The organism is Burkholderia sp. BCC0044 (assembly GCF_902832955.1).
Lineage (GTDB): Bacteria > Pseudomonadota > Gammaproteobacteria > Burkholderiales > Burkholderiaceae > Burkholderia.
On the sequence record NZ_CADFDO010000001.1, the window covers coordinates 342,748 to 367,352 of the forward strand.

The window sequence follows — 24,605 nt, forward strand, 5'->3', positions numbered from 1 at the left end:
TCGCCCCACGTCGCCACCTCGCGCGACTCATCGACGTCAGTCCAGCCCATGGCTCACTTCTCGTGTTTTCCCGGCGCTTCGGCCCTCTCCGATTTCCGTCAAACCCGTCTGCTCGACACGCTCAGGCAAATCGACGCCAACATCGTCGCGGTGCGCGGCCAGTTCCTGCACTTCGTCAATGCGGCCGAGCCGCTGTCGGCCGACGACAGCGCGCGCATCGATGCGCTGATGCACTACGGCGCGCCGTTCCAGCCGGCGGGCGAGAAGGGCGCGACCGAGACCTTCGTCGTGCTGCCGCGCTTCGGCACGGTTTCGCCGTGGGCGAGCAAGGCGACCGACATCGCGCAGCACTGCGGCCTCACGCAGGTGCGCCGCATTGAGCGCGGCGTCGAATTCACGGTCACGCTGAAGTCGGGCCTGCTCGGCGGCAAGAAGGCGCTGTCGGACGACGCGCGCGCGGCCGTCGCGGCCGCGCTGCATGACCGGATGACCGAAAGCGTGGTCGCGGTGCGCGACGACGCGAAACACCTGTTCGACGAACTGCCGGCCAAGCCGCTGTCGACCGTCGACGTATTGGGCGTGGGCCGCGGCGCGCTGGAGCGCGCGAACGTCGAGCTGGGCCTCGCGCTCGCCGACGACGAGATCGACTACCTGGTCGACGCGTTCCGCAAGCTCGAACGCAACCCGACCGACGTCGAACTGATGATGTTCGCGCAGGCGAACAGCGAACACTGCCGCCACAAGATCTTCAACGCGCAGTGGACGATCGACGGCGAAGCGCAGGACATGTCGCTGTTCGCGATGATCCGCAACACCGAGAAGCTGAGCCCGCAGGGCACCATCGTCGCGTATTCGGACAACTCGTCGATCATGGTCGGCGCCGAAGCCGAGCGCTGGTTCCCGCGCAAGGCCGGTGCGGCCGGCGAGCCGGGTGAACGCTACGGCCGTCACACCGAGCTCACGCACACGCTGATGAAGGTCGAGACGCACAACCACCCGACGGCGATCTCGCCGTTCCCGGGGGCGGCGACCGGCGCGGGCGGCGAGATCCGCGACGAAGGCGCGACGGGCCGCGGTGCGCGTCCGAAGGCCGGCCTCACCGGCTTCACCGTGTCGAACCTCGACCTGCCCGATGCGCGCCAGCCGTGGGAAAACGCGCGCGACGCCGCGCAGCCGGTGGCCGAGCGCAACCCGAACGAGCAGCACGGCCCGTACGGCCGCCCGGACCGCATCGCGTCGCCGCTGCAGATCATGATCGACGGCCCGCTCGGCGGCGCCGCGTTCAACAACGAATTCGGCCGTCCGAACCTCGGCGGCTACTTCCGCGTGTACGAGCAGAACGTCGGCGGCACGGTGCACGGCTATCACAAGCCGATCATGATCGCGGGCGGCCTCGGCAACATCGCGGATCAGCACACGCACAAGCACGACGTGCCGGCGGGTTCGCTGCTGATCCAGATCGGCGGCCCCGGCATGCGGATCGGGATGGGCGGCGGCGCCGCGAGCTCGATGGCGACCGGTGCGAACACGGCCGAACTCGACTTCGACTCGGTGCAGCGCGGCAACCCCGAAATCGAGCGTCGCGCGCAGGAAGTGATCAACGGCTGCTGGCAGCTCGGCGCGGAAAACCCGATCCTGAGCATCCACGACGTCGGCGCGGGCGGCCTGTCGAACGCGTTCCCCGAAATCGTCGACGGCGCGGGCAAGGGCGCCCGCTTCGAGCTGCGCAAGGTCGCGCTCGAGGAATCGGGCCTGTCGCCGCGCGAAATCTGGTCGAACGAGGCGCAGGAGCGCTACGTGCTGGCGATCGCGCCGGCCGACCTGCCGCGCTTCGAGGCGATCTGCGCACGCGAGCGCTGCCCGTTCGCGGTGGTCGGTGTCGCGACCGACGAGCGCCAGTTGAAGCTCGTCGACGACGAAGCGACGGGCGCCGACGAATACCCGGTCGACATGCCGATGGAAGTGCTGCTCGGCAAGCCGCCGCGCATGCACCGCGACGTCACGCGCGTCGCGACCGAGCGTGCGCCGGTCGACGTGACGGGCATCGCGCTGTCGGCCGTCGCGCTCGACGTGCTGAAGCATCCGACGGTCGGCAGCAAGTCGTTCCTGATCACGATCGGCGACCGTTCGGTCGGCGGTACGTCGGTGCGCGACCAGATGGTCGGCCCGTGGCAGGTGCCGGTGGCCGACTGCGCGATCACCGCGCTCGACTACGCCGGCTTCAAGGGCGAGGCGATGACGATGGCCGAGCGCACGCCGCTCGCCGTGATCGACGCGCCGGCTTCGGGCCGCATGGCCGTCGGCGAGGCGATCACGAACATCGCGAGCGCGCCGATCGCGTCGCTCGACAAGCTGAAGCTGTCGGCGAACTGGATGGCCGCGTGCGGCACGGCCGGCGAGGACGCCGCGCTGTTCGACACGGTCAAGGCGATCGGCATGGAGCTGTGCCCGGCGCTCGGGATCGGCATCCCGGTCGGCAAGGACTCGCTGTCGATGAAGACGAAGTGGGACGAGCAGGGCGTCGCGAAGGAAGTCGTGTCGCCGGTGTCGCTGATCATCTCGGCGTTCGCGCCGGTCGAGGACGTGCGCCGTCATCTGACGCCGCAACTGCGCCGCGTGGCCGACGCGGGCGACACCGTGCTGATCGCGATCGATCTCGGCCGCGGCAAGAACCGGATGGGCGGCAGCATCTTCGCGCAGGTCACGCAGCAGGTGGGTAATGCGACGCCGGACGTCGACGACGCGGAAGACCTGAAGCGCTTCTTCAACGCGATCCAGTCGCTCAATGCGCAAGACAAGCTGCTCGCGTACCACGACCGCTCGGACGGCGGCCTGTGGGCGACGGTGTGCGAAATGGCGTTCGCCGGCCATGCGGGCGTGTCGCTGAACGTCGACATGCTGACGCTCGACCCGAACCACGAATCCGACTACGGCGACGCGAAGGACTGGGCGAAGCAGACGAGCGGCCTTCGCGACGACCGCACGCTGCGCGCGCTGTTCTCCGAAGAACTCGGCGCCGTCGTGCAGGTGCGCGCGTCCGACCGCGATGCGGTGCTCGGCGCGCTGCGCGAGTTCGGCCTGTCGACGTGCTCGCACGTGATCGGCTCGGTCAACGATCGCGACGTGATCGAGGTGTACCGCGACGCGAAGAAGATCTTCGACGCGCCGCGCACCGAACTCCATCGCGCATGGAGCGAAGTGAGCTGGCGCATCGCGCGCCTGCGCGACAACCCGGCCTGCGCGGATGCCGAATACGACGCGCTGCTCGACGCGGCCGATCCGGGCATTTCGCCGGTGCTGACGTTCGATCCGGCCGACGACATCGCCGCGCCGTTCATCGCGACGGGTGCACGGCCGCGCGTCGCGATCCTGCGCGAGCAGGGCGTGAACTCGCATCTGGAAACGGCGTACGCGTTCGACCGCGCAGGCTTCGATGCGCATGACGTGCACATGAGCGACCTGCTCGCGGGCCGCGCGTCGCTGGCCGATTTCGCGGGCGCGGTCGCGTGCGGCGGCTTCTCGTACGGCGACGTGCTGGGCGCGGGCGAAGGCTGGGCGAAGACGATCCGCTTCAACGCGAATCTCGCCGACATGTTCTCGGCGTTCTTCGCGCGTCCCGATACGTTCGCACTCGGTATCTGCAACGGCTGCCAGATGCTGTCGAGCATCGCGTCGATGATCCCGGGCGCGCAAGCCTGGCCGAAGTTCACGCGCAACAAGTCCGAGCAGTTCGAGGCGCGCTTCTCGTTCGTCGAAGTGGAGAAGTCGCCGTCGATCTTCTTCGCGGGGATGGAAGGCTCGCGGATTCCGGTCGCGGTCGCGCACGGCGAAGGCTATGCGGACTTCTCGCAGCAGGGCGACATCGATCGCGTCGCGGTCGCGATGCGCTACGTCGACCACCGCGGCGAAGCGACCGAACGCTATCCGTTCAACCCGAACGGGTCGCCGGCCGGCATCACGTCGGTCACGACGGCCGACGGCCGCTTCTCGGTGCTGATGCCGCACATGGAGCGCGTGCATCGCACGGTCACGATGAGCTGGCACCCGGAAGGCTGGGGTGAAGCGAGCCCGTGGCTGCGCGTGTTCCGCAACGCGCGCCGCTGGATCGGCTGATCCGGATGATGTTCGACCCGAACGCACCGGTCGAGGTCGTCACGCTGCGTGACGAGCGGGCGAGCGAGGCCGACGCGATCGGCCGCGTGATCCGCGCGGCGTTCGCGGGCGAGCCGCAGGGCGGCGAGTTCGAACAGCGGATCGTCGACACGCTGCGTGCGGACGGTGCGCTGAGCGTATCGCTCGTCGCGGAGCGCGACGGGCGCATCGTCGGGCACGTCGCGTTCTCGCCGGTCGCGATCGGCGGCGAGCCGCCCGGCAGCCAGCAGTGGTACGGGCTCGCGCCGCTCGCGGTGCGGCCGGATTGCCAGCGGCAGAGCATCGGCGCGGGGCTCGTGCGCACGGGGCTCGACGCGTTGCGGCGGCTCGGCGCGCGCGGTTGCGTGGTGCTCGGCGAGCCCGCGTATTACACGCGTTTCGGGTTCGAACCGCGCGGCGACATCGTGTTTCCGGGCGTGCCGGCCGAGTATTTCCTCGCGCTGTCGTTCGATGAATCCTCACCGCTGCCGTCAGGCAACGTGCGTTATCACGACGTGTTCTATCCCGCCGCGTAGCGAACGCCGCGGGCGGGTAGCACCTGGCACGGAAAAGCCGCTCTTCGGAGCGGTTTTTTATTGCGCGTCGGTTAACCGCCGTCGCGTCGCGATACATCTGTTTCGTGCGCACCAAAAGAAAAAGCCGCTCCGAAGAGCGGCCTTTCGATGCGCGTACGACGCGTGCCGGCGTTACTGGATCTTCGCCTGCTGGCGCAGACCTTCCTCGAACGCCTGCAGCTTCTGCTGCACGAGCTGCTGCGCGATCTGCGCCTTCACCTGGTCGAACGGCGGCGGCGCGATGTCGCGGATGTCGTCGACGCGGATGATGTGCCAGCCGAACTGCGTCTTCACCGGCGTGTCGGTCATCTGGCCTTTCTGCAGCTTCTGCGCGGCCGCCGCGAATTCCGGCACGTACGCCTTCGGGTCCGACCAGTCGAGATCGCCGCCGTTCTTGCCCGAACCCGGATCCTTCGAGTATTGCTTCGCGAGATCCTCGAACTTCGCGCCGCCCTTGATCTTCGCGATCAGGTCCTTTGCCTGCTGCTCGCTCTCGACGAGGATGTGGTGCAGGTGATATTCGCGGTTGCCGCCCACGCCCTTGACGAGTTCGTCGTAGCGCGCCTTCACTTCGGCGTCGGTCGGCTGGTTCTTCTTCAGGAAGCTCTCGATCATCGAGCGCAGCACGACGGTCTGCTGCGCGACGGCGACTTGCGCCTTCACGTCCGGACGGTTCGGGATGCCTTCGCGGATCGCTTCCTGCATCAGGATTTCGCGGTTCACCAGTTCCTGGCGCACGGCTTGCTGCAGTTGCGGGCCGTCGGTCTGGCCTTGCTGGACGAGCTGCGCGACCATCGCGTCGGCGCGCGACTTCGGAATCGGCGTGCCGTTGACGACGGCGATGTTCTGGGCAAATGCCGGTGCCGCTGCAAACGCAGCCGCCGCGACCCACAGGCGGGGGGATTTCAGGATCATCGGGAATTCCTAATGAGACTAGATTGAAGATTCGTTGAATTCTTCGGGCGTGTAAGCCACGATCGCGAGCGCGTGAATGCCGCGCTGCATCGCATCAGCGAGCGCATCATACACCAGCCGGTGCCGCGCGACGCGCGGCTTGCCCGCGAACGCGGATGAGACGATCGTGACCGTGAAATGGCCGCCGGCGGCCGCGCCCGCATGGCCCGCGTGCTGCGCGCTGTCGTCGCGCACGGTGAGCGACAGCGGCGCGAGCGACGCGGTGAGGCGCGCTTCGATCAGCGCGATGCGTTCGTCGGCGGAGGCGTGGAGAAAGGCGTCGCTCATGTCACTCGTCCTTCAGGTACTTCGTGAGCCACAGGCTCTGCAGGATGATGAACACGACCATCGCGCCCGTCGTACCGAACAGCTTGAAGTTCACCCATTGCGATTCGGTGAAGTTGTGCACCACGTACAGGTTCGCGACGCCGAGCACCGCGAAGAACAGCGCCCACGCGACGTTCAGCTTGTCCCACACCGGGTGCGGCAGCGTGAGCTGCTTGCCCATCATCTTCTCGATCAGGTTCTTGCTGAACGCATAGCGCGCGGCGAGCAACCCGATCGCAAACAGCCAGTACAGCACAGTCGGTTTCCATTGAATGAATTTCTCGTCATGCAGGACGAGGGTGGCGCCGCCGAACACGACGATCACGCCGAGGCTGACCCACAGCATCGTGTCGACCTTCCGGTGCCGGAAGGCGACCCAGGCGACCTGGGCCAGCGTCGCGACGATCGCGACGGCGGTGGCGGTAAAGATGCCCCAGACCTTGAAGGCGACAAAAAACAGGATGATCGGAAACAGATCGAACAGGAATTTCATGGCGCTCGCAGCTGCGTGACAGGCCGCTGGCGCGGCCCGTCACCGTTGTAGGGACCCGCCAGGCATCGCCGTCGCGGAGCGGGGCGGCCCACCCGGGGCTCGCCGCCCGGCAGATCCGCCCGGCGCCGCTCATTCGTTTTCGGGTCGGGACTCGAAGTTTAACGCAGCCGAATTGATGCAGTACCGCAAACCGGTCTGGTCGCGCGGGCCGTCCTCGAATACGTGGCCCAGATGCGCGCCGCAATTGTTGCAGCGCACTTCGACGCGCACCATCCCGTGCGAGTAGTCGACCTTCTCGTCGATCACCTCGCCGTTGAGCGGCTTGAAGTAGCTGGGCCAGCCGCAGCCCGAGTGGAACTTGGCGCCGGATTCGAACAGCGGCGTGCTGCACACCACGCACTTGTAGATGCCGGCATCCTCGGTGTCGGTGTATTCGCCGGTGAACGCGCGCTCGGTCGCCGCGTGCTGCGTGACCTCGTACTGCATCGGCGTGAGCCGGCGGCGCAGCTCGGCGTCGTCCTTCTGGTACGGGAAGGTCTTGTCGTCGGAATCGTGGGACATCGGGGTTCTCCTGATCGGTCGGTCGAGATGCGCGGGTTGCGGGCTCAGGACGAGCAGCTCACTTCGAGCGTGCCGGCCCAGTCGGGCGGCAACGCCGCGTACGCTTCATGCTCCGGTTGTTCGTCGAACGGGCGGCGCAGGATCCGCGCGAGCCGCTCGACTTCCGAAAAATCCTTTTCCTTCGCGCGCCGGATCGCAACTTCGGCCAGATGGTTGCGAAGCACGTATTTGGGGTTCGCGCGGTTCATTGCAACCGCGCGCGCCGCGTCGTCGCGCGTTTCCTCGGACAGCCGCGCGCGGTAGAGGTTCGCCCATGCGTCGAATGCTTCACGGTCGATGAACAGGTCGCGCACGGGCGCGTCGCGGCTCGCGTCGTGCTTCGAGAGCTGCGCGAGCCGGCGGAACGTCAGCGTGAAATCCGCGTGGCTCGCATGCATCGTCTCGAGCAGCTTGTTCGCGAGGTCGGCGTCACCCTCGCGTTCGAGTTCCAGACCGAGTTTCGCGCGCATCGCGCGTTCGAGCGCGGGACCGAAGCGTTCCGGAAACTTCGCGAGCACGGCCTGGGCGTCGTCCACCGCGCGCTCGGCGCGCGCGTCGTCGTCGGCGATGCCGTGCTGCAGCCCGATCAGCGGCAGCAGCGCCTGCGCGAGGCAGTAGCAGTTCCAGTGCGCGATGCGCGGCTGCATCCGGTACGCATAGCGGCCGCCGTTATCGGAGTGGTTGCAGATGTGGTTCGCGTCGAATGCATCGACGAAGCCGAACGGGCCGTAGTCGATCGTCACGCCGAGGATCGACATGTTGTCGGTGTTCATCACGCCATGGCAGAAGCCGACGGCCTGCCATTGCGCGACGAGGTCGGCCGTGCGCAGCGTCGCGGCCTCCAGCAGCGCGAGGTACGGATCGTCCGCGTCGCGGCAGGCCGGATAGAAGCGGTCGATCACGTGATCGGCCAGCTGGCGCAGCAGGTCGGGGCGATCGTTCGAGAAGAAGTGCTCGAAGTGGCCGAAGCGCACGAAGCTTTCCGACACGCGCGTGACGACGGCCGCCGTCTCGATCTCCTCGCGCACCACCGGCTGGTCGGAGCCGATCACCGTCAGCGCGCGCGTGGTCGGGATGCCGAGGTGATGCATCGCTTCCGAGCACAGGAATTCGCGGATCGACGAGCGCAGCACCGCGCGGCCGTCGCCCATGCGCGAGTACGGCGTGCGGCCGCCGCCCTTGAGCTGCAGTTCGTAGCGCCGGCCGTCGGTGCCGGGCAATTCGCCGATCGTCAGCGCGCGGCCGTCGCCGAGCTGGCCGGCCCACACGCCGAACTGATGGCCGGAATAGACCGACGCGTACGGCATCGCATGCGCAGGCCAGTCGCGCGTCGGGTTGCCGGCGAACAGCTCGGCGAAGCCGGGCTGCGCGGCGAGCGCGGGCGGCAGGTCGAGCAGTTGCGCGACTTCGTCGGAAAAGCCGACGACGTACGGCGCGGCAAGCGGCGCGGCCGGCAGCCGCGTATGAAACGCGTCGCCGAGCGTGACGAACGCGCCCTCGGCGGGCGCGCCGAGCGTCGCGGCGAGGTCGGGCAGGGTGTCAGCCGCATCGGCTGCGCTTCGGGAAAACGACATGTTGAGCGCCTCTGGGTAAGCCGATATTGTAAGGCGGCGTCGCGCCGCCCGCATGGCGGCCCGCGCATCGTGCGCCACGCCCGTCCGGGCCGCTGACGGGCGCGCACGAGGGCTGCTTCCGGATGGAAACGGCCGCCAGGCTGGTCACCGATTCGCATCCTCACGGAGAACAAGACGATGGGTAAGCCGTTGCTGGGCCAGATGATGGATGTGCCGTTGCTGGTGTCGTCGCTGATCGCGCATGCCGCGCGGCACGCCGGCGACACGGAAATCGTGTCGAAGCGCGTGGAAGGCGACCTGCATCGCTATACGTACCGCGATTGCGAGCACCGCGCGAAGCAACTGGCACAGGCGCTCGCGCGGCTCGGCGTCGAAACCGGCGACCGCGTCGGCACGCTCGCGTGGAACGGCTACCGGCATCTGGAAGCGTATTACGGGATCGGCGGGATGGGCGCCGTGTGCCATACGATCAACCCGCGCCTGTTTCCCGAACAGATTGCATACATCGTCAATCACGCGGAAGACCGCTACGTCTTCTTCGACATCAATTTCGCGCCGCTCGTCGACGCGATCGCGCCGCAATGCCCGCACGTGAAGGGCTGGATCGCGATGACGGACGCCGCGCACCTGCCGTCCGGCGCGACGCCGTTCCTCTGCTACGAAACGCTCGTCGACGCCGAGGACGGCCGCTACGACTGGCCGCGCCTCGACGAGCAGCAGGCGTCGGGGCTCTGCTACACGTCGGGCACGACCGGCCACCCGAAGGGCGTGCTGTATTCGCATCGCTCGACCGTGCTGCACGCGTACGGCGCCGCGCTGCCCGACGCGATGAACCTGTCCGCGATGGACGCCGTGCTGCCCGTCGTGCCGATGTTCCACGTCAACGCATGGGGGCTGCCGTACGCGGTGCCGCTCACCGGCGGCAAGCTGGTGCTGCCCGGCAAGGATCTCGACGGGAAATCGCTGTACGAGCTGATGGAGGCCGAGCGCGTGACGTTCTCCGCGGGCGTGCCGACCGTGTGGCTCGGCCTGCTGAACTACATGCGCGAGGCCGGCGTGCGTTTCTCGACGCTGAACCGCACGGTGATCGGCGGCTCCGCGTGTCCGCCCGCGATGCTGCGCACGTTCGAGGACGAATACGGCGTGCGCGTGATCCATGCGTGGGGGATGACCGAACTGTCGCCGCTCGGCACGCTCGCGAAGCTCAACTGGGCGCAGTCGCAGCGGCCGCTCGACGCGCAGCGCCGGCTGCTCGAGAAGCAGGGGCGCGTGATCTGCGGCGTCGACATGCGCATCGTCGGCGAGGACGGCCACGAGCTGCCGTGGGACGGCGTCGCGTTCGGCGAACTGCAGGTGCGCGGGCCGTGGGTGATCGATCACTACTTCGGGAGCGATGCGTCGCCGCTGTCGGACGGCTGGTTTCCGACCGGCGACGTCGCGACGATCGACCCGGACGGCTTCCTGCAGATCACCGACCGCAGCAAGGACGTGATCAAGTCGGGCGGCGAATGGATCAGCTCCATCGACATCGAGAACGTCGCGATCGCGCATCCGGGCGTGGCCGAGGCCGCCTGCATCGCTTGTGCGCACCCGAAATGGACCGAGCGGCCGCTGCTCGTCGTGGTGCCGCGCGAAGGCGCGAACCTGACCCGCGACACGCTGCTGGCGTTCTACGAGGGCAAGGTCGCGAAATGGTGGATTCCCGACGACGTCGTGTTCGTCGAATCGCTGCCGCACACCGCGACCGGCAAGCTGCAGAAGCTGAAGCTGCGCGAGACGTTCCGCGATTACGTGTTGCCGACGGCGGTGTGCGCGCCGTAAGCCCCGAGCCCGGGCCACCGCCTGCCCGCGAACCTGTCGCCCGATGCCGGTCGCCTGCTGCCGGTCGCCCGATCCGTCCCCGGATCGGGAACGAAATTCAAATTGAACGACCGTGCTTTTTCGTTGTATGCTGCCTGCGTTCATTCGGACATGCGGCCGTTCGACCGCGCACAATGAAGCGCAGCCAATCCGGCGCGCGATGCATGGAGGCAGGCAGATGGCAGTGGATTACTCGACTCGCGACGGCGTGGCCGTCATCACGCTCAACAATCCGCCCGTCAACGGGCTCGGCCTGTCGACCCGCCAGGGCGTCATGGACGCGCTCGATCGCGCCGCGCAGGATCCGTCGGTCACGGCCATCGTGCTGACCGGCGCGGGCCGCGCGTTCTCGGGCGGCGCCGACATCACCGAATTCAATACGCCGAAGGCGCTGCAGGAGCCGACGCTGCATACCGTGATCCGCGCGGTGGAGGCGAGCGCGAAGCCGGTCGTCGCGGCGCTGCACAGCGTCGTGATGGGCGGCGGCCTCGAGCTCGCGCTCGGCGCGCATTACCGCATCGCCGCGCCCGGCGCGCAGGTCGCGCTGCCCGAGGTGAAGCTCGGGCTGCTGCCGGGCGCGGGCGGCACGCAACGGCTGCCGCGCGCGGTGGGGCTCGAAACCGCGCTGAACATGATCGTGTCGGGCGCGCCGGTGCCGTCGGAGCAACTCGCGAAGAGCGGGCTGTTCGACGAAATGGCCGACGGCGACCTGCTCGACGCGGCCGTCGCGTTCGCCCGCAAGGTCGGTGCGCAGAAGGGGCCGCATCCGCGCGTGCGCGATCGCAAGATCGTCCACGAGAACGCGGCGGGCTTCATCCAGTTCGCGCGCAATTCCGCGCGGGCCGCCGCGCCGAATTTCCCCGCGCCGCACAAGTGCATCGACGCGATCGAGGCCGGCGTGCTGAACGGCTTCGACAAAGGCAGCATCGCCGAGCGCGAAGGGTTCGTCGCGCTGATGATGACGCCGGAAAGCCGCGCGCTGCGCCATGCGTTCTTCGGCGAGCGGGCGGCGAGCAAGATTCCCGACGTGCCGGCCGATACGCCGCTGCGCGAGATCCGCCGGGTCGGCGTGATCGGCGCGGGCACGATGGGCGGCGGGATCGCGATGAACTTCATCAACGCGGGCCTGCCCGTCACGCTGCTCGAGACGAAGCAGGACGCGCTCGAGCGCGGCCTCGCGACGATCCGCAAGAACTACGATGCGCAGGTGAAGAAGGGCAAGCTCACGCAGGAGAAGCTCGACGCGCGCATCGCGCTGATCACGCCGACGCTGTCCTACGACGACCTGAAGGACGCCGACCTGATCGTCGAAGCCGTGTTCGAGGAACTCGGCGTGAAGGAGCAGGTGTTCCGCAAGCTCGACGAAGTCGCGAAGCCGGGCGCGATCCTCGCGTCGAACACGTCGACGCTCGACGTCGACAAGATCGCGGCGTTCACGAAGCGTCCGCAGGACGTGGTCGGCATGCACTTCTTCAGCCCGGCGAACGTGATGAAGCTGCTCGAGGTCGTGCGCGGCGCGCAGACCGCGAAGGACGTGCTCGCGACCGTGATGGCGGTGGCGAAGAAGATCCGCAAGACGGCGGTGGTGTCGGGCGTGTGCGACGGCTTCATCGGCAACCGGATGATCGAGCAGTACATCCGCCAGGCGCTGTTCATGCTCGAGGAAGGCGCGCTGCCCGCGCAGGTCGATCGCGCGATCGAGAAGTTCGGCTTCGCGATGGGGCCGTTCCGGATGAGCGACCTCGCCGGCAACGACATCGGCTGGGCGATCCGCAAGCGCCGCTACGTCGAGCAGCCCGATCTGCACTATTCGAAGATCGCCGATCGCCTGTGCGAACAGGGCCGCTTCGGCCAGAAGACGGGCGCCGGCTGGTACGACTACGTGCCGGGCGACCGCAAGGCGAAGCCGTCGTCGCTCGTCGACGAGATGGTCGTCGCGTATTCGAAGGAGCGCGGCGTCGAGCGGCGCAAGATCGGCGACGACGAGATCGTCGAGCGGCTGGTGTTCGCGCTCGTCAACGAAGGCGCGAAGATCCTCGAGGAGAAGATCGCGTCGAAGGCGTCCGACATCGACATGGTCTACCTGACCGGCTATGGCTTCCCGCTGTGGCGCGGCGGCCCGATGCTGTATGCGGACATGGTCGGCCTCTACAACGTCGAGCGCGCGATTCGCCGCTATGCGGCGGCGCCGAACGGCGACGCGTGGCAGCTCGCGCCGTCGATCGCGGAACTGGCGAAGGCCGGCCGCGGGTTCAACGGCTGACGATATCGCACGACGGCGCGCCCGATTCACCCAGGAGAATTGCAATGAAACGCACCGACGACGTCCTGCTCGTGATCGACGTGCAATACGACTTCATGCCGGGCGGCGCGCTCGCGGTGCCCGACGGCGACGCGGTCGTGCCGGTGATCAACGCACTCGCGCAACGCTTCGACCAGGTCGTGCTGACGCAGGACTGGCACCCGCGCGAGCACGTGTCGTTCGCGGCGAACCATCCGGGGCGCGAGCCGTTCTCGACGCTCGCGCTGCCGTACGGCGAGCAGGTGCTGTGGCCCGTGCACTGCGTGCAGGACACCGACGGCGCGGCGCTGCATCGCGACCTCGACATCCCGCACGCGCGGCTCGTGATCCGCAAGGGCGGCGACGCGCAGGTCGACAGCTATTCCGCGTTCGTCGAAGCCGACCGCACGACGCGCACGGGGCTCGCGGGCTATCTGCGCGAACTCGGCGCGAAGCGCGTGTGGTGCTGCGGGCTCGCGACCGACTATTGCGTCGCGTGGTCGGCGCTCGATGCGCGCGCGGCCGGCTTCGAGGCCGCGGTGATCAACGATGCGTGCCGTGCGATCGACCTGAACGGATCGCTCGCGCACGCATGGCAGCAGATGCAGGCAGCGGGCGTCGCCCATGTGACGTCCGCGGGCGCGCGCCCGGCGGCGTAGCGCATTTCCCATCCGATTCAGATTCAGCAGGACCGAAGGAGACTCGCATGACCGAAGCCGTAATCGTATCGACCGCACGCACGCCGCTCGCGAAATCCTGGCGCGGCGCCTTCAACATGACGCACGGCGCGACGCTCGGCGGCCACGTGGTCGCGGCCGCGCTGGAACGCGCGAAGCTCGACCCGGCACGCGTCGAGGACGTGATCATGGGCTGCGCGAACCCCGAAGGCGCGACGGGCGCGAACATCGCGCGGCAGATCGCGCTGCGCGCCGGGTTACCGGTGAGCGTGCCGGGGATGACGGTGAACCGTTTCTGTTCGTCGGGGCTGCAGACCATTGCGCTGGCCGCGCAGCGGATCATCGCGGGCGAAGGCGAGGTCTACGTGGCCGGCGGCGTCGAATCGATCTCGTGCGTGCAGAACGAGATGAACCGGCACATGGTCCAGGAAGGCTGGCTCGTCCAGCACAAGCCCGAGATCTACTGGAACATGTTGCAGACCGCGGAGAACGTCGCGAAGCGCTACGGGATCTCGAAGGAGCGGCAGGACGCGTACGGCGTGCAGTCGCAACTGCGCGCCGCGGCCGCGCAGGAAGCCGGGCGTTTCCGCGACGAGATCGTGCCGATCACCGTGCTCGCGGGTATCGCCGACAAGGCGACGGGCCGCCTGTTCACGCAGGAAGTGACGGTCTCGGCCGACGAAGGCATCCGCCCCGACACGACGCTCGAAGGCGTGTCGAAGATCCGTTCGGCGGTGCCGGGCGGCGTGATCACCGCGGGCAATGCGAGCCAGTTCTCCGACGGCGCGTCGGCATGCGTGGTGATGAGCGCCGACGCCGCGCAGCGCGACGGGCTGCAGCCGCTGGGCGTGTTCCGCGGCTTCGCGGTGGCCGGCTGCGAACCGGACGAAATGGGCATCGGCCCGGTGTTCGCGGTGCCCAAGCTGCTGAAGCAGGCCGGGCTGACAGTCGACGACATCGGGCTGTGGGAGCTCAACGAGGCGTTCGCGGTGCAGGTGCTGTACTGCCGCGACACGCTCGGGATTCCTGAGGACCGCCTGAACGTGAACGGCGGCGCGATCGCGGTCGGCCATCCGTACGGCGTGTCGGGCGCGCGGCTGACCGGCCATGCGCTGATCGAAGGCAAGCGGCGCGGCGTGAAATACGTGGTCGTCACGATGTGCATCGGCGGCGGGCAGGGCGCGGCCGGCCTGTTCGAAATCCTCTGATCTTTGCCCGGCGGCGGCCGCGGTTGCGCTTCGGCGGGACCGTGCGCCGCGCGCCGCCGTTGCGGATCGGCGCGGCCGATGCGGCTTTCGCAACGATCGGGAAACAAAAGGCATGCGCCCGGCAATGCCGTTTCCCCTGACTTGTCAAACGAATTCCCCCTCCTATACTTGCTCTGACATTTGCCTTTCGGCACGATGGGCCAGATCGCGCGTCGGCACGATCCGTGCCGCGAAGATTCGAACCAATGCAGCAGACCGACCGGGGACCGAATGAGTACGACCTATGCAGCCGGGGAACCGCCGCGCGTCGTCAGCGCGGCCGCGAGGCTCTACGCGAAATGCCTGCTGGTCGGATTCGCGTTGCTGCCTGCCTATCTGATTGGCTATCTGTGGTTCTTCAGCGACCCGAGCGTCGTGTTCGAGAGCCACGCTTTCCATGAAATCGCGATCGCGGCGGCGACGCTCGAAGGCGCGTTCGTCACCTACGTGACGTGGGTGTGCTACCGGTCCTCCGGCGAGCCGCTGCTGCGCTGGCTGACGCTCGGCTTTCTCGGCTTCGCGATGATCTATGCGCTGCACGGCGCGTTCACCGGGATGGCGCACCACAATATCTGGCTGTTCCTGCTGTACGGGCCCGCGTCGCGGTTCGTGATGTCGGCGCTGCTGCTCACGGGCCTGCTGTCGTATTCGCGTCCGCCCGACCGGCTCGACAAGCGCACGCGCGTGGGGACGTGGCTGCCGTGGATCGTGTTCTTCCTGATCGTCAACGTGGCGGTCGCGTACATCGCGTATTCGCCGGTCGCCGGCGCGCTGGGCACGCGGCTGTCGATGGAAGGCGGCGCGCTGGTGTTCTCGCTGCTGAACGTGTGCGTGCTGCTCGCGCGGCGGATCCGCTCGCCGCTGATGGTGATCTACGGCGTGTCGATCATGGCGTTCGCGCTGTCGTCGGTCGCGTTCATCCTCGGCAAGCCGTGGAATCACATGTGGTGGCTCGCGCATGCGATCTTCGCGGGCGGATTCTTCCTGCTCAGTTACGGCGTCGTGCAGGCGCTGCAGACGACGCGCTCGTTCTCGGCGATCTACAGCCAGGAAGACCTGATGAGCCGGCTGTCGGAATCGATGGCGCGCACCGAGAGCGCGCTGCAGGAGCTGCGGCGCACGAACCAGAAGCTCGAGTACATGGCCGCGACCGACCCGATGACGGGCGCGTCGAACCGCCGGCAGTTCATCGCGCAGGTGGAGCGCGAGATCGTGCGGGCCGAGCGCGACGGCACGCCGTTCTGCCTGCTCGCGCTCGATCTCGACAATTTCAAGAACATCAACGACGCCTACGGGCACCAGATCGGCGACGAGGTGCTGCGCGGCGTCGTGCGCCAGTGCCTCGAGGCGATCCGCCCGACGGGCGCGCTCGCGCGGGTCGGCGGCGAGGAATTCATGGCGCTCCTGCCGGAGATGCCGCTCGAGGGCGCGCGGATGACGGCCGAGCGCGTACGTTCGTCGATCTCGAGTGCGCCGTTCGGGCTCGACTTCAAGCGCGTGCAGGTGACGGTCAGCGTCGGCGTCGCGCAATACGGCGTCGACGGCAGCACGGTCGATGCGCTGCTGCGGGTGGTCGACGAGCGGCTGTACCAGGCGAAGCGGGAAGGGCGTAACCGCGTGGTGACGCGCTAATCCGGATTTGCACCGACGGCCCCGGCGGCGGGAGTGCCGCCGGGGCTTTTGCGGGCCGGTGGCGATGTCGGTGCCGGCCTGCTCGCGCGCGGCGACGCGCTAGCGCGACGCCGCCGCCGTCGCCTGCTTCGACTGTTCGTCCTGCATCGACTGCGACGCCTGCCACCAGTACTTGCCCGCGCGCTGCTGCGGATCGCGGATCGCGAGATACGTCGTACTCCAGAGCTGCGCCGCGTTGGCTTCGGTCGCATCGGCGCTGCGCGTGCCGAATGCGTCGGTCTGGTACTTGCCGTTCACGTAGGACCACGTCCACATTTCCGACGTGCGCATGTCGCGCCCGTTCGAGATCACCTGCCAGATCGTCTGCCGCGCCTGCGTGAGCAGCGTGCGCGTCGCGGCCGACAGGTCCTGGCGCGCCAGTTGCCGATCGAGCCCGGCCACCCACATCGCCTGCTGCCACGACCAGATCACCGTGCCGTGATACGCGGAGCTCGTGAACTTCGGCCACAGCGACGAGTTCGCGTACGCGGGGTTCGCGATCAGCATCCCGACGTCGGTCACGAGCCCGGTCGGGAACGGCCGCGTGACGTCGGTGACGACCCGCTGGAGCTGATCGTCCGGCGGCGTGCCGAACAGCAGCGCGAAGCCGCCGTCGGAGTTCATTACCGGAATCGGGTTGCCCTGCTGGTCGAGCGACAGCGCGTAGAAGGCCAGCGGTGCGTCGGGCGCGGCGCCGGCCGGCACGCCGGCGGACGGCGCGTAGGCCGACACGTCGGTCGCCGCCTGTGCGGCCGGCACGCTGACCTGGAACAGCGGCGGCGCCTGCGTTTCCCACGTGGCCGCTGCGTTCGCCGTGTTGGCGAGCGTCGCGCGCTGCCCGGCATCGAGATACGGATCGAGCAGGCCACGGGCGAGGAACGCGTTCGCCGCGCGCAGCGCGGCCGGCACGAGCACCGCGTTCACGTCGTACGGGTAGACGCCGCCGCCGAGGCCGTCGGTGCTGTCGCGCCAGTTGCCGACGATCTCGCCAGGCCGCAGGTGGATCAGGTTCGCGACCGACGGCTGCTGCGCGAACGGCTGCGCGGTCGTCGCGACGTGCAGCAGATTGACGACGAGGCGGCTGCCGTTGGTCTGCCCGTCGCTGCCGCGCTGCGCGAGATACGCGGCCGCCCGCGCCTGGCCGCGCGCATCGTCGATCAGCCACGCGGCCGCGATCGGCGCGAGCAGGTAGTCGCTGTCGATCATCTTGTAGTCGTAGGTCGGTGTCGCATCGTTCGGCCGCCCGTTCTTCTGGTTGTCGACCAGCGCGAATTCGCCGATGCCTTCCTCGTGCGCGACCTTGCCGTCGGCCGACAGGCGGCTCAGCACCGACGACAGCCCGGCCTCGATCGCCGCGGGTTCGAGCACGGGCATCAGCATGCGGACCGAGATCAGCGTGTCGCGGCCGAAGTACGTGTCGTACTGCCACGAGCCGGCCAGCAGCTTGTCATTGAAGCTCAGGAATTCGAGCACGTTCTGGCTGACCGGGTCGGGGTTCACGGACGGGGCGAACAGGTCGGCGTGCGTGATCGGCGACAGCGGCGTCTCGCCCGACAGCGCATCGACGTGCAGCTTCAGCGTGTGCGCGCCCGCCGGTGCGTTGAGCACGAGCTTGCCGCCCGCTGCGGGCGTGATGCTGCCGCCGTCGCGCAGCGTGATGCGCAGCGCATAGCCGGGCGCGCCGTCGAGCCGGTCGCGTTGCCATTGCGCGGTGCTGCCCTGGACCGTCGGCGCGGTGAGGATCTGCTGCGGAATCGTCGCGCCGCCGTTGAAGTCGCGCAGGAAGCGCACGTTGCTGAGCACGCTCTGGCGAATCGTCAGCGTAGCGGTGTCGACCGACACGTCGGCGCCGATGCCGTACAGCGGGCGGCCGTGCGCGTCCGGGGCCGACAGCGCGGACGGCGGCGTGTCGAGACTCCAGTTTACCGGCTGCGCGGTGTCGTCGAACCACAGCCCGGTGCCGCTGTTGCCGGCGGGGAACACCACGAGCAGGCGCGGCTTCGTCGACGAACGCACCAGCAGGTGCGCGGCGACCTTGTCCCGCCGGTAGAACGCGTTGATCTGGCCGCCGGCGTCCATGCGGAACGACAGCGCGGCGGTGTTCGACGGCGGGGTGGTCGACTTGACGTCGTCGTCGTTGCAGGCCGACAGCAGGCCGGCGCAGACGAGCCCGAGACACAGCGACTTCGCAAGGCGATGCATGTTGATGTCCCTCCTGATGACTGGCGATTTTTTATCTGGATGTTTTCAGTGGCGGATCTTGGGTCCGTCTGGTCTCGTGTCGCGGCTATTCCGGTGAATGGCTGGAATTAATCGAGGTGTTGCGTTTCTTCGCAATGAAAAACGGGTTGGAAATAACCGAATGGCTGATAAATGCCGAAATCTGAAAGAGACAGGGGCGAGCGTCGATACCCTGCGAGAAGGCCGATGCGAAGGACCTTCGCGCCGGTGAGTGGCGAATCCGGAGCGGCGCGGAAAACGATGCGTAAGCCGTCGTAGGCGATTCTAAATTTACGGGAAAGTCGAAGTCAATAATGTTTTGCTTTTCAAATATCGATTGAAAAATCGATCGCAATTATTACCCGTCTCGCCGGTAAAACTTGCGATTCAGCGAATTGGAATTAACGCGCTCCGGATAGTCAGTGACAAAACGATCGGCAATGCTCTATCGCGCCGGAGATTGATGCCGGACAGGAAACGAATCGCCGCGTTGTGTCGGTCTGTGTCGTGACAGGCCGGCATGCAAGACACGGCGCGCGCGAAGCGCAGCAAGCCACGTTCCCGCGCATGCCCGCACGGCGAGACATCGTCGCCTGATCTTTAACGGCCACCGGCGGACGCAGTACGGCGGGCCGTCGCCTTCGGCCCCGCGCCGGCAGAAGCAGCTTGACGAAGAGAACGCGAAGCTCGAGCGGCTCGTTCGTGGCCGATCTGTCGCTGGAAGCCGTTACGAGCGGGCAATTTTTCGCACCGGGTATTTATAATCGCGCACGCGCTGAGTCTTTCCATTCGCGCTGAGCGCGAATATCGGTCCAACTGATTTAGTATGAGCAATCTGCGCTCGGCGGGAGGGGCGCTCATTCGCGGTGAGGAGACCCATGCACCCCCGTAAGACTGCCCCTTACGTCATCGTGGCGATTGCTTCAGTGATCGCGTGCGCGCTCATGGCGCTATGCGTGCTGCAACTCTTGCAGAGCCGCGACGATGCGATGGAGCGTGCAAGGGAAACTTCACGCAACCTCGGACTTGTCGCCGAGCGCGACATCGAACGCAATTTCGAGTTGTACGACCTGTCTTTGCAAGCGGTCATCCATGGGTTGCAGCGCCGCGATGTGATGGACGCTTCACCCAGCCTGCGCCGCGCGGTGTTGTTCGATCACGCCATGACCGCACAGTTTCTCGGTTCGATGCTCGTGATGGATGCGGGCGGCAATATCATTCTGGATTCGGGCTACGACGAGCCGCGCAAGGGCAATTTCGCCGATCGCCCATACTTCACGGTCCACCGCGATAATCCGGACGTCGGACTCTATGTCAGTGACCCGTTCGTCTCCCGGTTGCGTGGAGGCATGCTCAGTATCGCACTCACGCGGCGGATTTCGAACCCCGATGGATCGTTTGGCGGCATTGCCGTTATCGCGGTCAATCTCGAGTACTTCCATCAACTCTTCGCCGGGCTTTCGCTTGGCAAACATGGCTCGATTTCGCTGATCGGCGAAGACGGCAAGATGGTGATGCGTCAGCCGTACGATGTGCATACCATCGGCCGCGACCTCAGCAAGGCCGCCACGTTCCGGCGGTTTCAGACCGCGCGAGAGGGCGCCTTCTCTGAAACCTCATCGATCGACGGTGTGCGCCGCCTGTACTACTTCAAGCATTTGCCGAAACTGCCGCTGATCATCATGGTGGCGGAGGCCGAGCAGGACATTTACGCCGCATGGCGGCAACGTGCGATCACGATCGGCGGACTGGTCGCGACGTTCGGGGTCGCGTTTATCGTGCTGTCCCTTCTGCTCGGTTCGCAGCTGCGGCGCCGTATGCGGGCCGAGTCGGAACTCGTGCTGCTCGCCCGGACGGACGGTCTCACCGGCCTGAGCAATCGCCGCAGCTTCGGCGAGGTACTGGACAGCGAGTGGCGTCGCGCCCGGCGTGCGCGTTCCGTTTTCTCGCTGCTGTTCGTGGATGTGGACCGGTTCAAGGCTTACAACGATACGTACGGTCATCAGGCCGGGGACGATGCGTTGGCGGCTGTCGCGCGGTGCATCGGCGAGAACATTCGCCGGCCGGCCGATACGGCGGCTCGTTATGGCGGAGAGGAGTTCGTCGTGTTGCTCCCCGACACGCCACAGACCGGCGCGGCGCAGATCGCCGAGCGGATTCGTGCGGCCATCGACGAGTTGGCCCTCGAGCACGCCGGCAGCGAATACGGGCGCGTTACCGCGAGCATTGGCCTGGCGAGCTGGACGCCCGATCAGGAAGGGCAGCCGGATGCCGTGATCAAGGCGGCTGATGAGGCGCTGTATTACGCGAAGGCGACCGGGCGGAACAAGGTCGCCGCGCTGCAGCCGGCGGAGTGAGCGGGGCGCTGCATTGCGCCTTTCGTCAGGCTCACGCCAGCGGTGACTGAACCTGACGGACGCACGTCAAGATACAAGCCATTGCCTTCGGTAAGTTTGGTAGGCTTGTCGCCTGCCTTCGCTCGTCGGATCTTGATGTCGGTCAGTGGCGCGGTGAAAAAGCGGGTATCGTCCGTGAAGATTTCAAACGATGCCCGTTCTTTTCGACCGGGTGCGATTCCGAGCGAACGAGAGCGAGCGGCGGACGGGCGCAAGGTGCCCGACCGGCAAAGGTTCCCGGCCAATCGCCGAACCAACACGAACAGGAGCGAACGAAGTGATCAGACATATCGTCATGTGGAAGTTGAAGGAATCGGCGGAAGGCGCGACGCGTGCGCAGAACGCGCTGAAGCTGAAGGAGAAGCTCGAAGGCTGCCGCGACCTCGTGCCGGGCACCTTGCAGATCGACGTCGGCCTGGCGACGCCGGGCCTCGACGCGACCGCCGACATCGTGCTCGTCTCCGATTTCACCGACAAGGCCGCGCTCGACGCGTACCAGGTGCATCCGGTTCACCAGGAAGTGAAGAAATTCGTCGTCGCGGTGGCCGAATCGCGCGAGTGCGTCGACTACATCGTCGACGTCGCACGATGAGCGACGCGGCGACCCCGACGGAAGGCCCGTCGATCGAAAGCCCGTTCGTCGATCTGCTCGGCGTGCAGCTCGTGTCCGCGAAGGATGGCGCGAGCGAGATCGTGCTGCCGCTCGAGGAGCGCCACATGAACACGTGGAGCATCGCGCACGGCGGCGTGACGATGACGCTCGCCGATATCGCGCTCGCGATGGCGGCGCGCAGCCTGACCGACGACGGCGTCGGCGTCGTCACGGTCGAGATGAAGGTGAACTTCATGCAGCCGGGCCGCGGCGAGCTGCGCGCTTACGGGCGCGTGATGCACCGCTCGACGACGATGGCCTACTGCGAAGGCGAAGTGCGCGACAGCGACGGCAATTTCGTCGCGAAGGCGCTCGGTACGTTCAAGTACATGCGGCGGCTCGCGGTCGGCCGCGACATCAAGCGGCAACGCTCGCGCACGGCGCCGGACGCCCAGCCGGGCCCGAGCGACGCGTAAGCCTGCGCCACGCACGGCCTTGCCTCTTCGATGAGGCAGGGCCGTTTCTTTTTGAAGCACGGGATGCCGGCACACGGCGCGCCGCGCCTGCCCCGGCGCGCGCGTGGCATCATGTCACGCTTGTCCGCTTTGTCCGTTCACGGCGCCACGCCGGCGCGCCCACACCGATGCCGCTGAATCCGAAGATCGCCCAGGTGCTCGACATGATCGAGCGCGCGAAACGTCCGTCGTATCACCACCAGACGCCGCAGCAGGCGCGCGCCGCGTACGAGAAGAGCGCGCCGATCCTCGACGTCGCGCCGGCGCCGATGCATTCGGTCGAGGAATGCGTGGTGCCGACGCGCGACGGCCGCACGATCGGCGCGCGGCTGTATCTGCCGGTCGCGCCGAGCCTGGCGGAGCCGCTGCCCGCGCTCGTGTACTACCACGGCGGCGGCTTCACGGTCGGCAGCGTCGACACGCACGATGCGCTGTGCCGGATGTTCGCGCGCGATGCGCAATGCGTGGTCCTGTCGGTCGGCTACCGGCTCGCGCCCGAACACCGGTTTCCGACCGCGGTGAACGATGCCGACGATGCATTGCAGTGGCTGCATCGCGAGGCTGCCGCGTTCGGTATCGATGCGGCGCGGCTGGCGGTCGGCGGCGACAGCGCGGGCGGCACGCTCGCGACGGTCTGCGCGGTGCTCGCGCGCGACGCGGGCATTCGTCTTGCGCTGCAACTGCTGATCTATCCGGGCGTGACGCGCTACCAGGACACCGAGTCGCACGCGCGGCTCGCCAGCGGCCACCTGCTGACGCAGGACACGATCCAGTGGTTTTTCACGCAATACGTGCGCGACCGCGCGGATCGCGACGACTGGCGTTTCGCGCCGCTCGACGGCACGCGCGATGCGCCGTCGTTCGCGGGTGTCGCGCCGGCATGGATCGCGACGGCCGAATACGATCCGCTGAGCGACGAGGGCGCCGCGTACGCGGACAAGTTGCGCGCGGCCGGCAACGCGGTCACGCTGGTCTGCTATCCGGGGATGATCCACGAATTCTTCAAGATGGGCGGCTACGTGCCCGAGGTGCGGGCCGCGCATGCCGATGCGGTCGCGGCGCTGAAGGCTGCATTCGACGAGGTTTGACGGCGGGCGCGTGAAGGCGCGCACGCTGCGGGAGGATCGCGATGACGAACGGCGTGGGCAGCGTGGAAACGGGCGACTGGACGATACTGGGCGGCGACGCCGCACGGATCCGCGACGCGGTGTTCGTGCGCGAGCAGCAGATTCCGCCCGAATGGGAGCTCGACGACGACGATCCGCTGTCGCTGCATGCGGTCGCGTACCGCACCGATGCGGCGACCGGCCTGCGCCGCGCGGTCGCGACGGGGCGGCTGCTGCCGTCCGGCACGATCGGCCGCGTCGCGGTGCTCGCCGACATGCGCGGGCAGGGCGTCGGGTCGGCCGTGCTCAATGCGCTGCTGGACGCCGCGCGGCGCCGCGGCGAAGCCGTCGTGCGGCTGTACGCGCAGGATTCGGCGGTGTCGTTCTATCTGCGGCACGGCTTCGCGGCGGTCGGCGAACCGTTCGTCGAAGCCGGCGTGCCGCACGTCGAGATGGCGCGCGCGCCGTAGCGCGCACCGCGTGGGTTCAGCGCGGCCGCGCCGCGTCGATATCGAACGTGAACGCGCGCTCGAACGCGCCCGGGCGGACGGTGCGGTGCGAGCCGTCGTCGTCGCTGCGCTCCTTGACCTCGACCGTCAGCCGCACGCCTTCCTTCATCGTGACGCGCAGCGCGGTCGTGCCGCGCGTGCCGTATTCGGGCGTCTCGATGAACGCGGCCGACAGCGCGCGCTCGCGCTCGATCGGAATGCCCGTATGCGGCAGCGCGTCGTCGTCCGCGACGTGCGGGTCGCGCAGCAGCGCGATCAGTTCGTCGAGCGACGGGGTCGGATTGTCGGTGAGCAGCGTGCCGAGCTCCGCGCGCTTGCGCACCACTTTCGGCCAGGGCGTATCGAGCCGCGCATTCGACAGCGCATGCACGCCCGGCGCGATCGCGACGGGCGCGGCGACACGGCTTTCGCCGTCGGGCGCGCGGTTGCAGAACCACGCGAGTTCGCGCCGGCGCCAGTCGCCGACGAGCAGGTTGAAGCCGTTGTACACGGCCGCATGCTCGGCGAGCTGCGTCAGATAGTCGAGCGGCGCGACGGACGCGCCGCCGAGAAAGTCGGAGACCAGCTTGCCGCGGGTCGGCGCGCCCGCACGGATGTCGAACGGCGCGCGGTAGTTGGTCAGCGCGGCGAAGCGCCCGTCGCGCGAGACGCCGAGCCACGTGCCGCCCGCTTCGAGATCGCGGCCGGCCAGTACGCCCGGCACGTCCTCCCACCACGAGAGCGGCGCGCTGGTCCGGCGAAAGAACTCGTCGCGATTGGCGACGAGGGTAAAGACGGGACCGGCGGCGGCATCGGGCTGCCAGTCGAAGGCAATCAGACACATCGGGCGAATCTCTCGCAGGAAACGTCGGGCGCCGGCTGCGACTCGCGAGCCGGC

Annotated in this window: 19 protein-coding genes; 12 read left to right on the forward strand and 7 right to left on the reverse strand. The window is 67.7% G+C overall.

Features of this window, described 5'->3' with window-relative positions; translation table 11 throughout:
* The first annotated feature begins 48 nt into the window (after positions 1–48).
* Both purL and HWX14_RS01545 read left to right on the forward strand, forming a co-directional pair.
* Complete coding sequence (purL, locus tag HWX14_RS01540; RefSeq protein WP_175881276.1) at positions 49–4,113, forward strand: phosphoribosylformylglycinamidine synthase; 4,065 nt, start codon at positions 49–51, stop codon at positions 4,111–4,113.
* A 5-nt stretch (positions 4,114–4,118) separates the two neighbouring features.
* Positions 4,119–4,667 carry an N-acetyltransferase gene (locus HWX14_RS01545; protein ID WP_175882329.1) on the forward strand — a complete coding sequence of 183 codons (549 nt, stop codon included), beginning with the start codon at positions 4,119–4,121 and terminating at the stop codon, positions 4,665–4,667.
* A 171-nt stretch (positions 4,668–4,838) separates the two neighbouring features.
* On the opposite strand, the gene HWX14_RS01550 is transcribed toward HWX14_RS01545, so the two are convergent.
* From HWX14_RS01550 to HWX14_RS01570, 5 genes are all read right to left on the reverse strand, one after another.
* The gene (locus HWX14_RS01550; RefSeq protein WP_069617783.1) at positions 4,839–5,621 is read right to left on the reverse strand and encodes a peptidylprolyl isomerase; all 783 of its coding nucleotides are present in this window, start codon (positions 5,619–5,621) and stop codon (positions 4,839–4,841) included.
* 18 nt (positions 5,622–5,639) lie between these two features.
* Positions 5,640–5,948: a BolA family protein gene (locus HWX14_RS01555; protein WP_050013273.1), complete on the reverse strand. Its 309-nt coding sequence runs from the start codon at positions 5,946–5,948 to the stop codon at positions 5,640–5,642.
* A gap of 1 nt (position 5,949) precedes the next feature.
* On the reverse strand, positions 5,950–6,480 hold the full coding sequence (locus HWX14_RS01560) for a septation protein A (protein WP_069617784.1): 531 nt from the start codon (positions 6,478–6,480) through the stop codon (positions 5,950–5,952).
* Between the two features lie 129 nt (positions 6,481–6,609).
* Positions 6,610–7,041, reverse strand: coding sequence for a peptide-methionine (R)-S-oxide reductase MsrB (gene msrB / locus HWX14_RS01565; RefSeq protein WP_069232789.1), 432 nt, complete (start codon positions 7,039–7,041; stop codon positions 6,610–6,612).
* A 44-nt stretch (positions 7,042–7,085) separates the two neighbouring features.
* Positions 7,086–8,654 (reverse strand): protein adenylyltransferase SelO, encoded by a 1,569-nt coding sequence (locus HWX14_RS01570; protein ID WP_175881277.1) that lies wholly within the window; start codon positions 8,652–8,654, stop codon positions 7,086–7,088.
* 177 nt (positions 8,655–8,831) lie between these two features.
* Between HWX14_RS01570 and HWX14_RS01575 the strand changes: the two genes are divergently transcribed.
* The 5 genes from HWX14_RS01575 to HWX14_RS01595 all read left to right on the forward strand — a co-directional run bounded on the left by HWX14_RS01575 (position 8,832) and on the right by HWX14_RS01595 (position 16,351).
* Positions 8,832–10,475: a 3-(methylthio)propionyl-CoA ligase gene (locus HWX14_RS01575; RefSeq protein ID WP_175881278.1), complete on the forward strand. Its 1,644-nt coding sequence runs from the start codon at positions 8,832–8,834 to the stop codon at positions 10,473–10,475.
* A gap of 217 nt (positions 10,476–10,692) precedes the next feature.
* Entirely contained in the window at positions 10,693–12,777 is a 2,085-nt protein-coding gene (locus HWX14_RS01580; RefSeq protein WP_175881279.1) for a 3-hydroxyacyl-CoA dehydrogenase NAD-binding domain-containing protein, read from the forward strand.
* Positions 12,778–12,821: 44 nt separating this feature from the next.
* A complete protein-coding gene (pncA, locus tag HWX14_RS01585) occupies positions 12,822–13,454 on the forward strand; it encodes a bifunctional nicotinamidase/pyrazinamidase (RefSeq protein WP_046545910.1) in 633 nt (210 codons plus the stop codon).
* Between the two features lie 47 nt (positions 13,455–13,501).
* A complete protein-coding gene (locus tag HWX14_RS01590; protein ID WP_175881280.1) occupies positions 13,502–14,680 on the forward strand; it encodes an acetyl-CoA C-acyltransferase in 1,179 nt (392 codons plus the stop codon).
* Between the two features lie 270 nt (positions 14,681–14,950).
* The gene (locus tag HWX14_RS01595) at positions 14,951–16,351 is read left to right on the forward strand and encodes a GGDEF domain-containing protein (RefSeq protein WP_175881281.1); all 1,401 of its coding nucleotides are present in this window, start codon (positions 14,951–14,953) and stop codon (positions 16,349–16,351) included.
* Positions 16,352–16,450: 99 nt separating this feature from the next.
* Here the strand turns inward: HWX14_RS01595 and HWX14_RS01600 are convergent, their stop codons facing one another.
* Entirely contained in the window at positions 16,451–18,592 is a 2,142-nt protein-coding gene (locus tag HWX14_RS01600) for a hypothetical protein (protein ID WP_175881282.1), read from the reverse strand.
* An 896-nt stretch (positions 18,593–19,488) separates the two neighbouring features.
* Between HWX14_RS01600 and HWX14_RS01605 the strand changes: the two genes are divergently transcribed.
* From HWX14_RS01605 to HWX14_RS01625, 5 genes are all read left to right on the forward strand, one after another.
* Complete coding sequence (locus HWX14_RS01605) at positions 19,489–20,967, forward strand: sensor domain-containing diguanylate cyclase (protein WP_175881283.1); 1,479 nt, start codon at positions 19,489–19,491, stop codon at positions 20,965–20,967.
* A 316-nt stretch (positions 20,968–21,283) separates the two neighbouring features.
* The gene (locus tag HWX14_RS01610) at positions 21,284–21,598 is read left to right on the forward strand and encodes a Dabb family protein (RefSeq protein ID WP_012328683.1); all 315 of its coding nucleotides are present in this window, start codon (positions 21,284–21,286) and stop codon (positions 21,596–21,598) included.
* A complete protein-coding gene (locus tag HWX14_RS01615) occupies positions 21,595–22,074 on the forward strand; it encodes a PaaI family thioesterase (RefSeq protein ID WP_006483907.1) in 480 nt (159 codons plus the stop codon). Before HWX14_RS01610 ends, HWX14_RS01615 begins: the two co-directional genes overlap by 4 nt.
* Before the next feature lie 167 nt (positions 22,075–22,241).
* Entirely contained in the window at positions 22,242–23,201 is a 960-nt protein-coding gene (locus HWX14_RS01620; RefSeq protein ID WP_175881284.1) for an alpha/beta hydrolase, read from the forward strand.
* 41 nt (positions 23,202–23,242) lie between these two features.
* On the forward strand, positions 23,243–23,689 hold the full coding sequence (locus HWX14_RS01625) for a GNAT family N-acetyltransferase (RefSeq protein ID WP_175881285.1): 447 nt from the start codon (positions 23,243–23,245) through the stop codon (positions 23,687–23,689).
* A 16-nt stretch (positions 23,690–23,705) separates the two neighbouring features.
* On the opposite strand, the gene HWX14_RS01630 is transcribed toward HWX14_RS01625, so the two are convergent.
* Positions 23,706–24,551 carry an NRDE family protein gene (locus HWX14_RS01630; RefSeq protein WP_175881286.1) on the reverse strand — a complete coding sequence of 282 codons (846 nt, stop codon included), beginning with the start codon at positions 24,549–24,551 and terminating at the stop codon, positions 23,706–23,708.
* Between the last annotated feature and the right edge of the window lie 54 nt (positions 24,552–24,605).

Bases quoted from the DNA above. Each gene is read 5' to 3' on its own strand.
- purL (WP_175881276.1), top strand. From the start codon at position 49: ATGGCTCACTTCTCGTGTTTTCCCGGCGCTTCGGCCCTCTCCGATTTC.
- HWX14_RS01545 (WP_175882329.1), top strand. From the start codon at position 4,119: ATGATGTTCGACCCGAACGCACCGGTCGAGGTCGTCACGCTGCGTGAC.
- HWX14_RS01550 (WP_069617783.1), bottom strand. From the start codon at position 5,621: ATGATCCTGAAATCCCCCCGCCTGTGGGTCGCGGCGGCTGCGTTTGCA.
- HWX14_RS01555 (WP_050013273.1), bottom strand. From the start codon at position 5,948: ATGAGCGACGCCTTTCTCCACGCCTCCGCCGACGAACGCATCGCGCTG.
- HWX14_RS01560 (WP_069617784.1), bottom strand. From the start codon at position 6,480: ATGAAATTCCTGTTCGATCTGTTTCCGATCATCCTGTTTTTTGTCGCC.
- msrB (WP_069232789.1), bottom strand. From the start codon at position 7,041: ATGTCCCACGATTCCGACGACAAGACCTTCCCGTACCAGAAGGACGAC.
- HWX14_RS01570 (WP_175881277.1), bottom strand. From the start codon at position 8,654: ATGTCGTTTTCCCGAAGCGCAGCCGATGCGGCTGACACCCTGCCCGAC.
- HWX14_RS01575 (WP_175881278.1), top strand. From the start codon at position 8,832: ATGGGTAAGCCGTTGCTGGGCCAGATGATGGATGTGCCGTTGCTGGTG.
- HWX14_RS01580 (WP_175881279.1), top strand. From the start codon at position 10,693: ATGGCAGTGGATTACTCGACTCGCGACGGCGTGGCCGTCATCACGCTC.
- pncA (WP_046545910.1), top strand. From the start codon at position 12,822: ATGAAACGCACCGACGACGTCCTGCTCGTGATCGACGTGCAATACGAC.
- HWX14_RS01590 (WP_175881280.1), top strand. From the start codon at position 13,502: ATGACCGAAGCCGTAATCGTATCGACCGCACGCACGCCGCTCGCGAAA.
- HWX14_RS01595 (WP_175881281.1), top strand. From the start codon at position 14,951: ATGAGTACGACCTATGCAGCCGGGGAACCGCCGCGCGTCGTCAGCGCG.
- HWX14_RS01600 (WP_175881282.1), bottom strand. From the start codon at position 18,592: ATGCATCGCCTTGCGAAGTCGCTGTGTCTCGGGCTCGTCTGCGCCGGC.
- HWX14_RS01605 (WP_175881283.1), top strand. From the start codon at position 19,489: ATGCACCCCCGTAAGACTGCCCCTTACGTCATCGTGGCGATTGCTTCA.
- HWX14_RS01615 (WP_006483907.1), top strand. From the start codon at position 21,595: ATGAGCGACGCGGCGACCCCGACGGAAGGCCCGTCGATCGAAAGCCCG.
- HWX14_RS01620 (WP_175881284.1), top strand. From the start codon at position 22,242: ATGCCGCTGAATCCGAAGATCGCCCAGGTGCTCGACATGATCGAGCGC.
- HWX14_RS01625 (WP_175881285.1), top strand. From the start codon at position 23,243: ATGACGAACGGCGTGGGCAGCGTGGAAACGGGCGACTGGACGATACTG.
- HWX14_RS01630 (WP_175881286.1), bottom strand. From the start codon at position 24,551: ATGTGTCTGATTGCCTTCGACTGGCAGCCCGATGCCGCCGCCGGTCCC.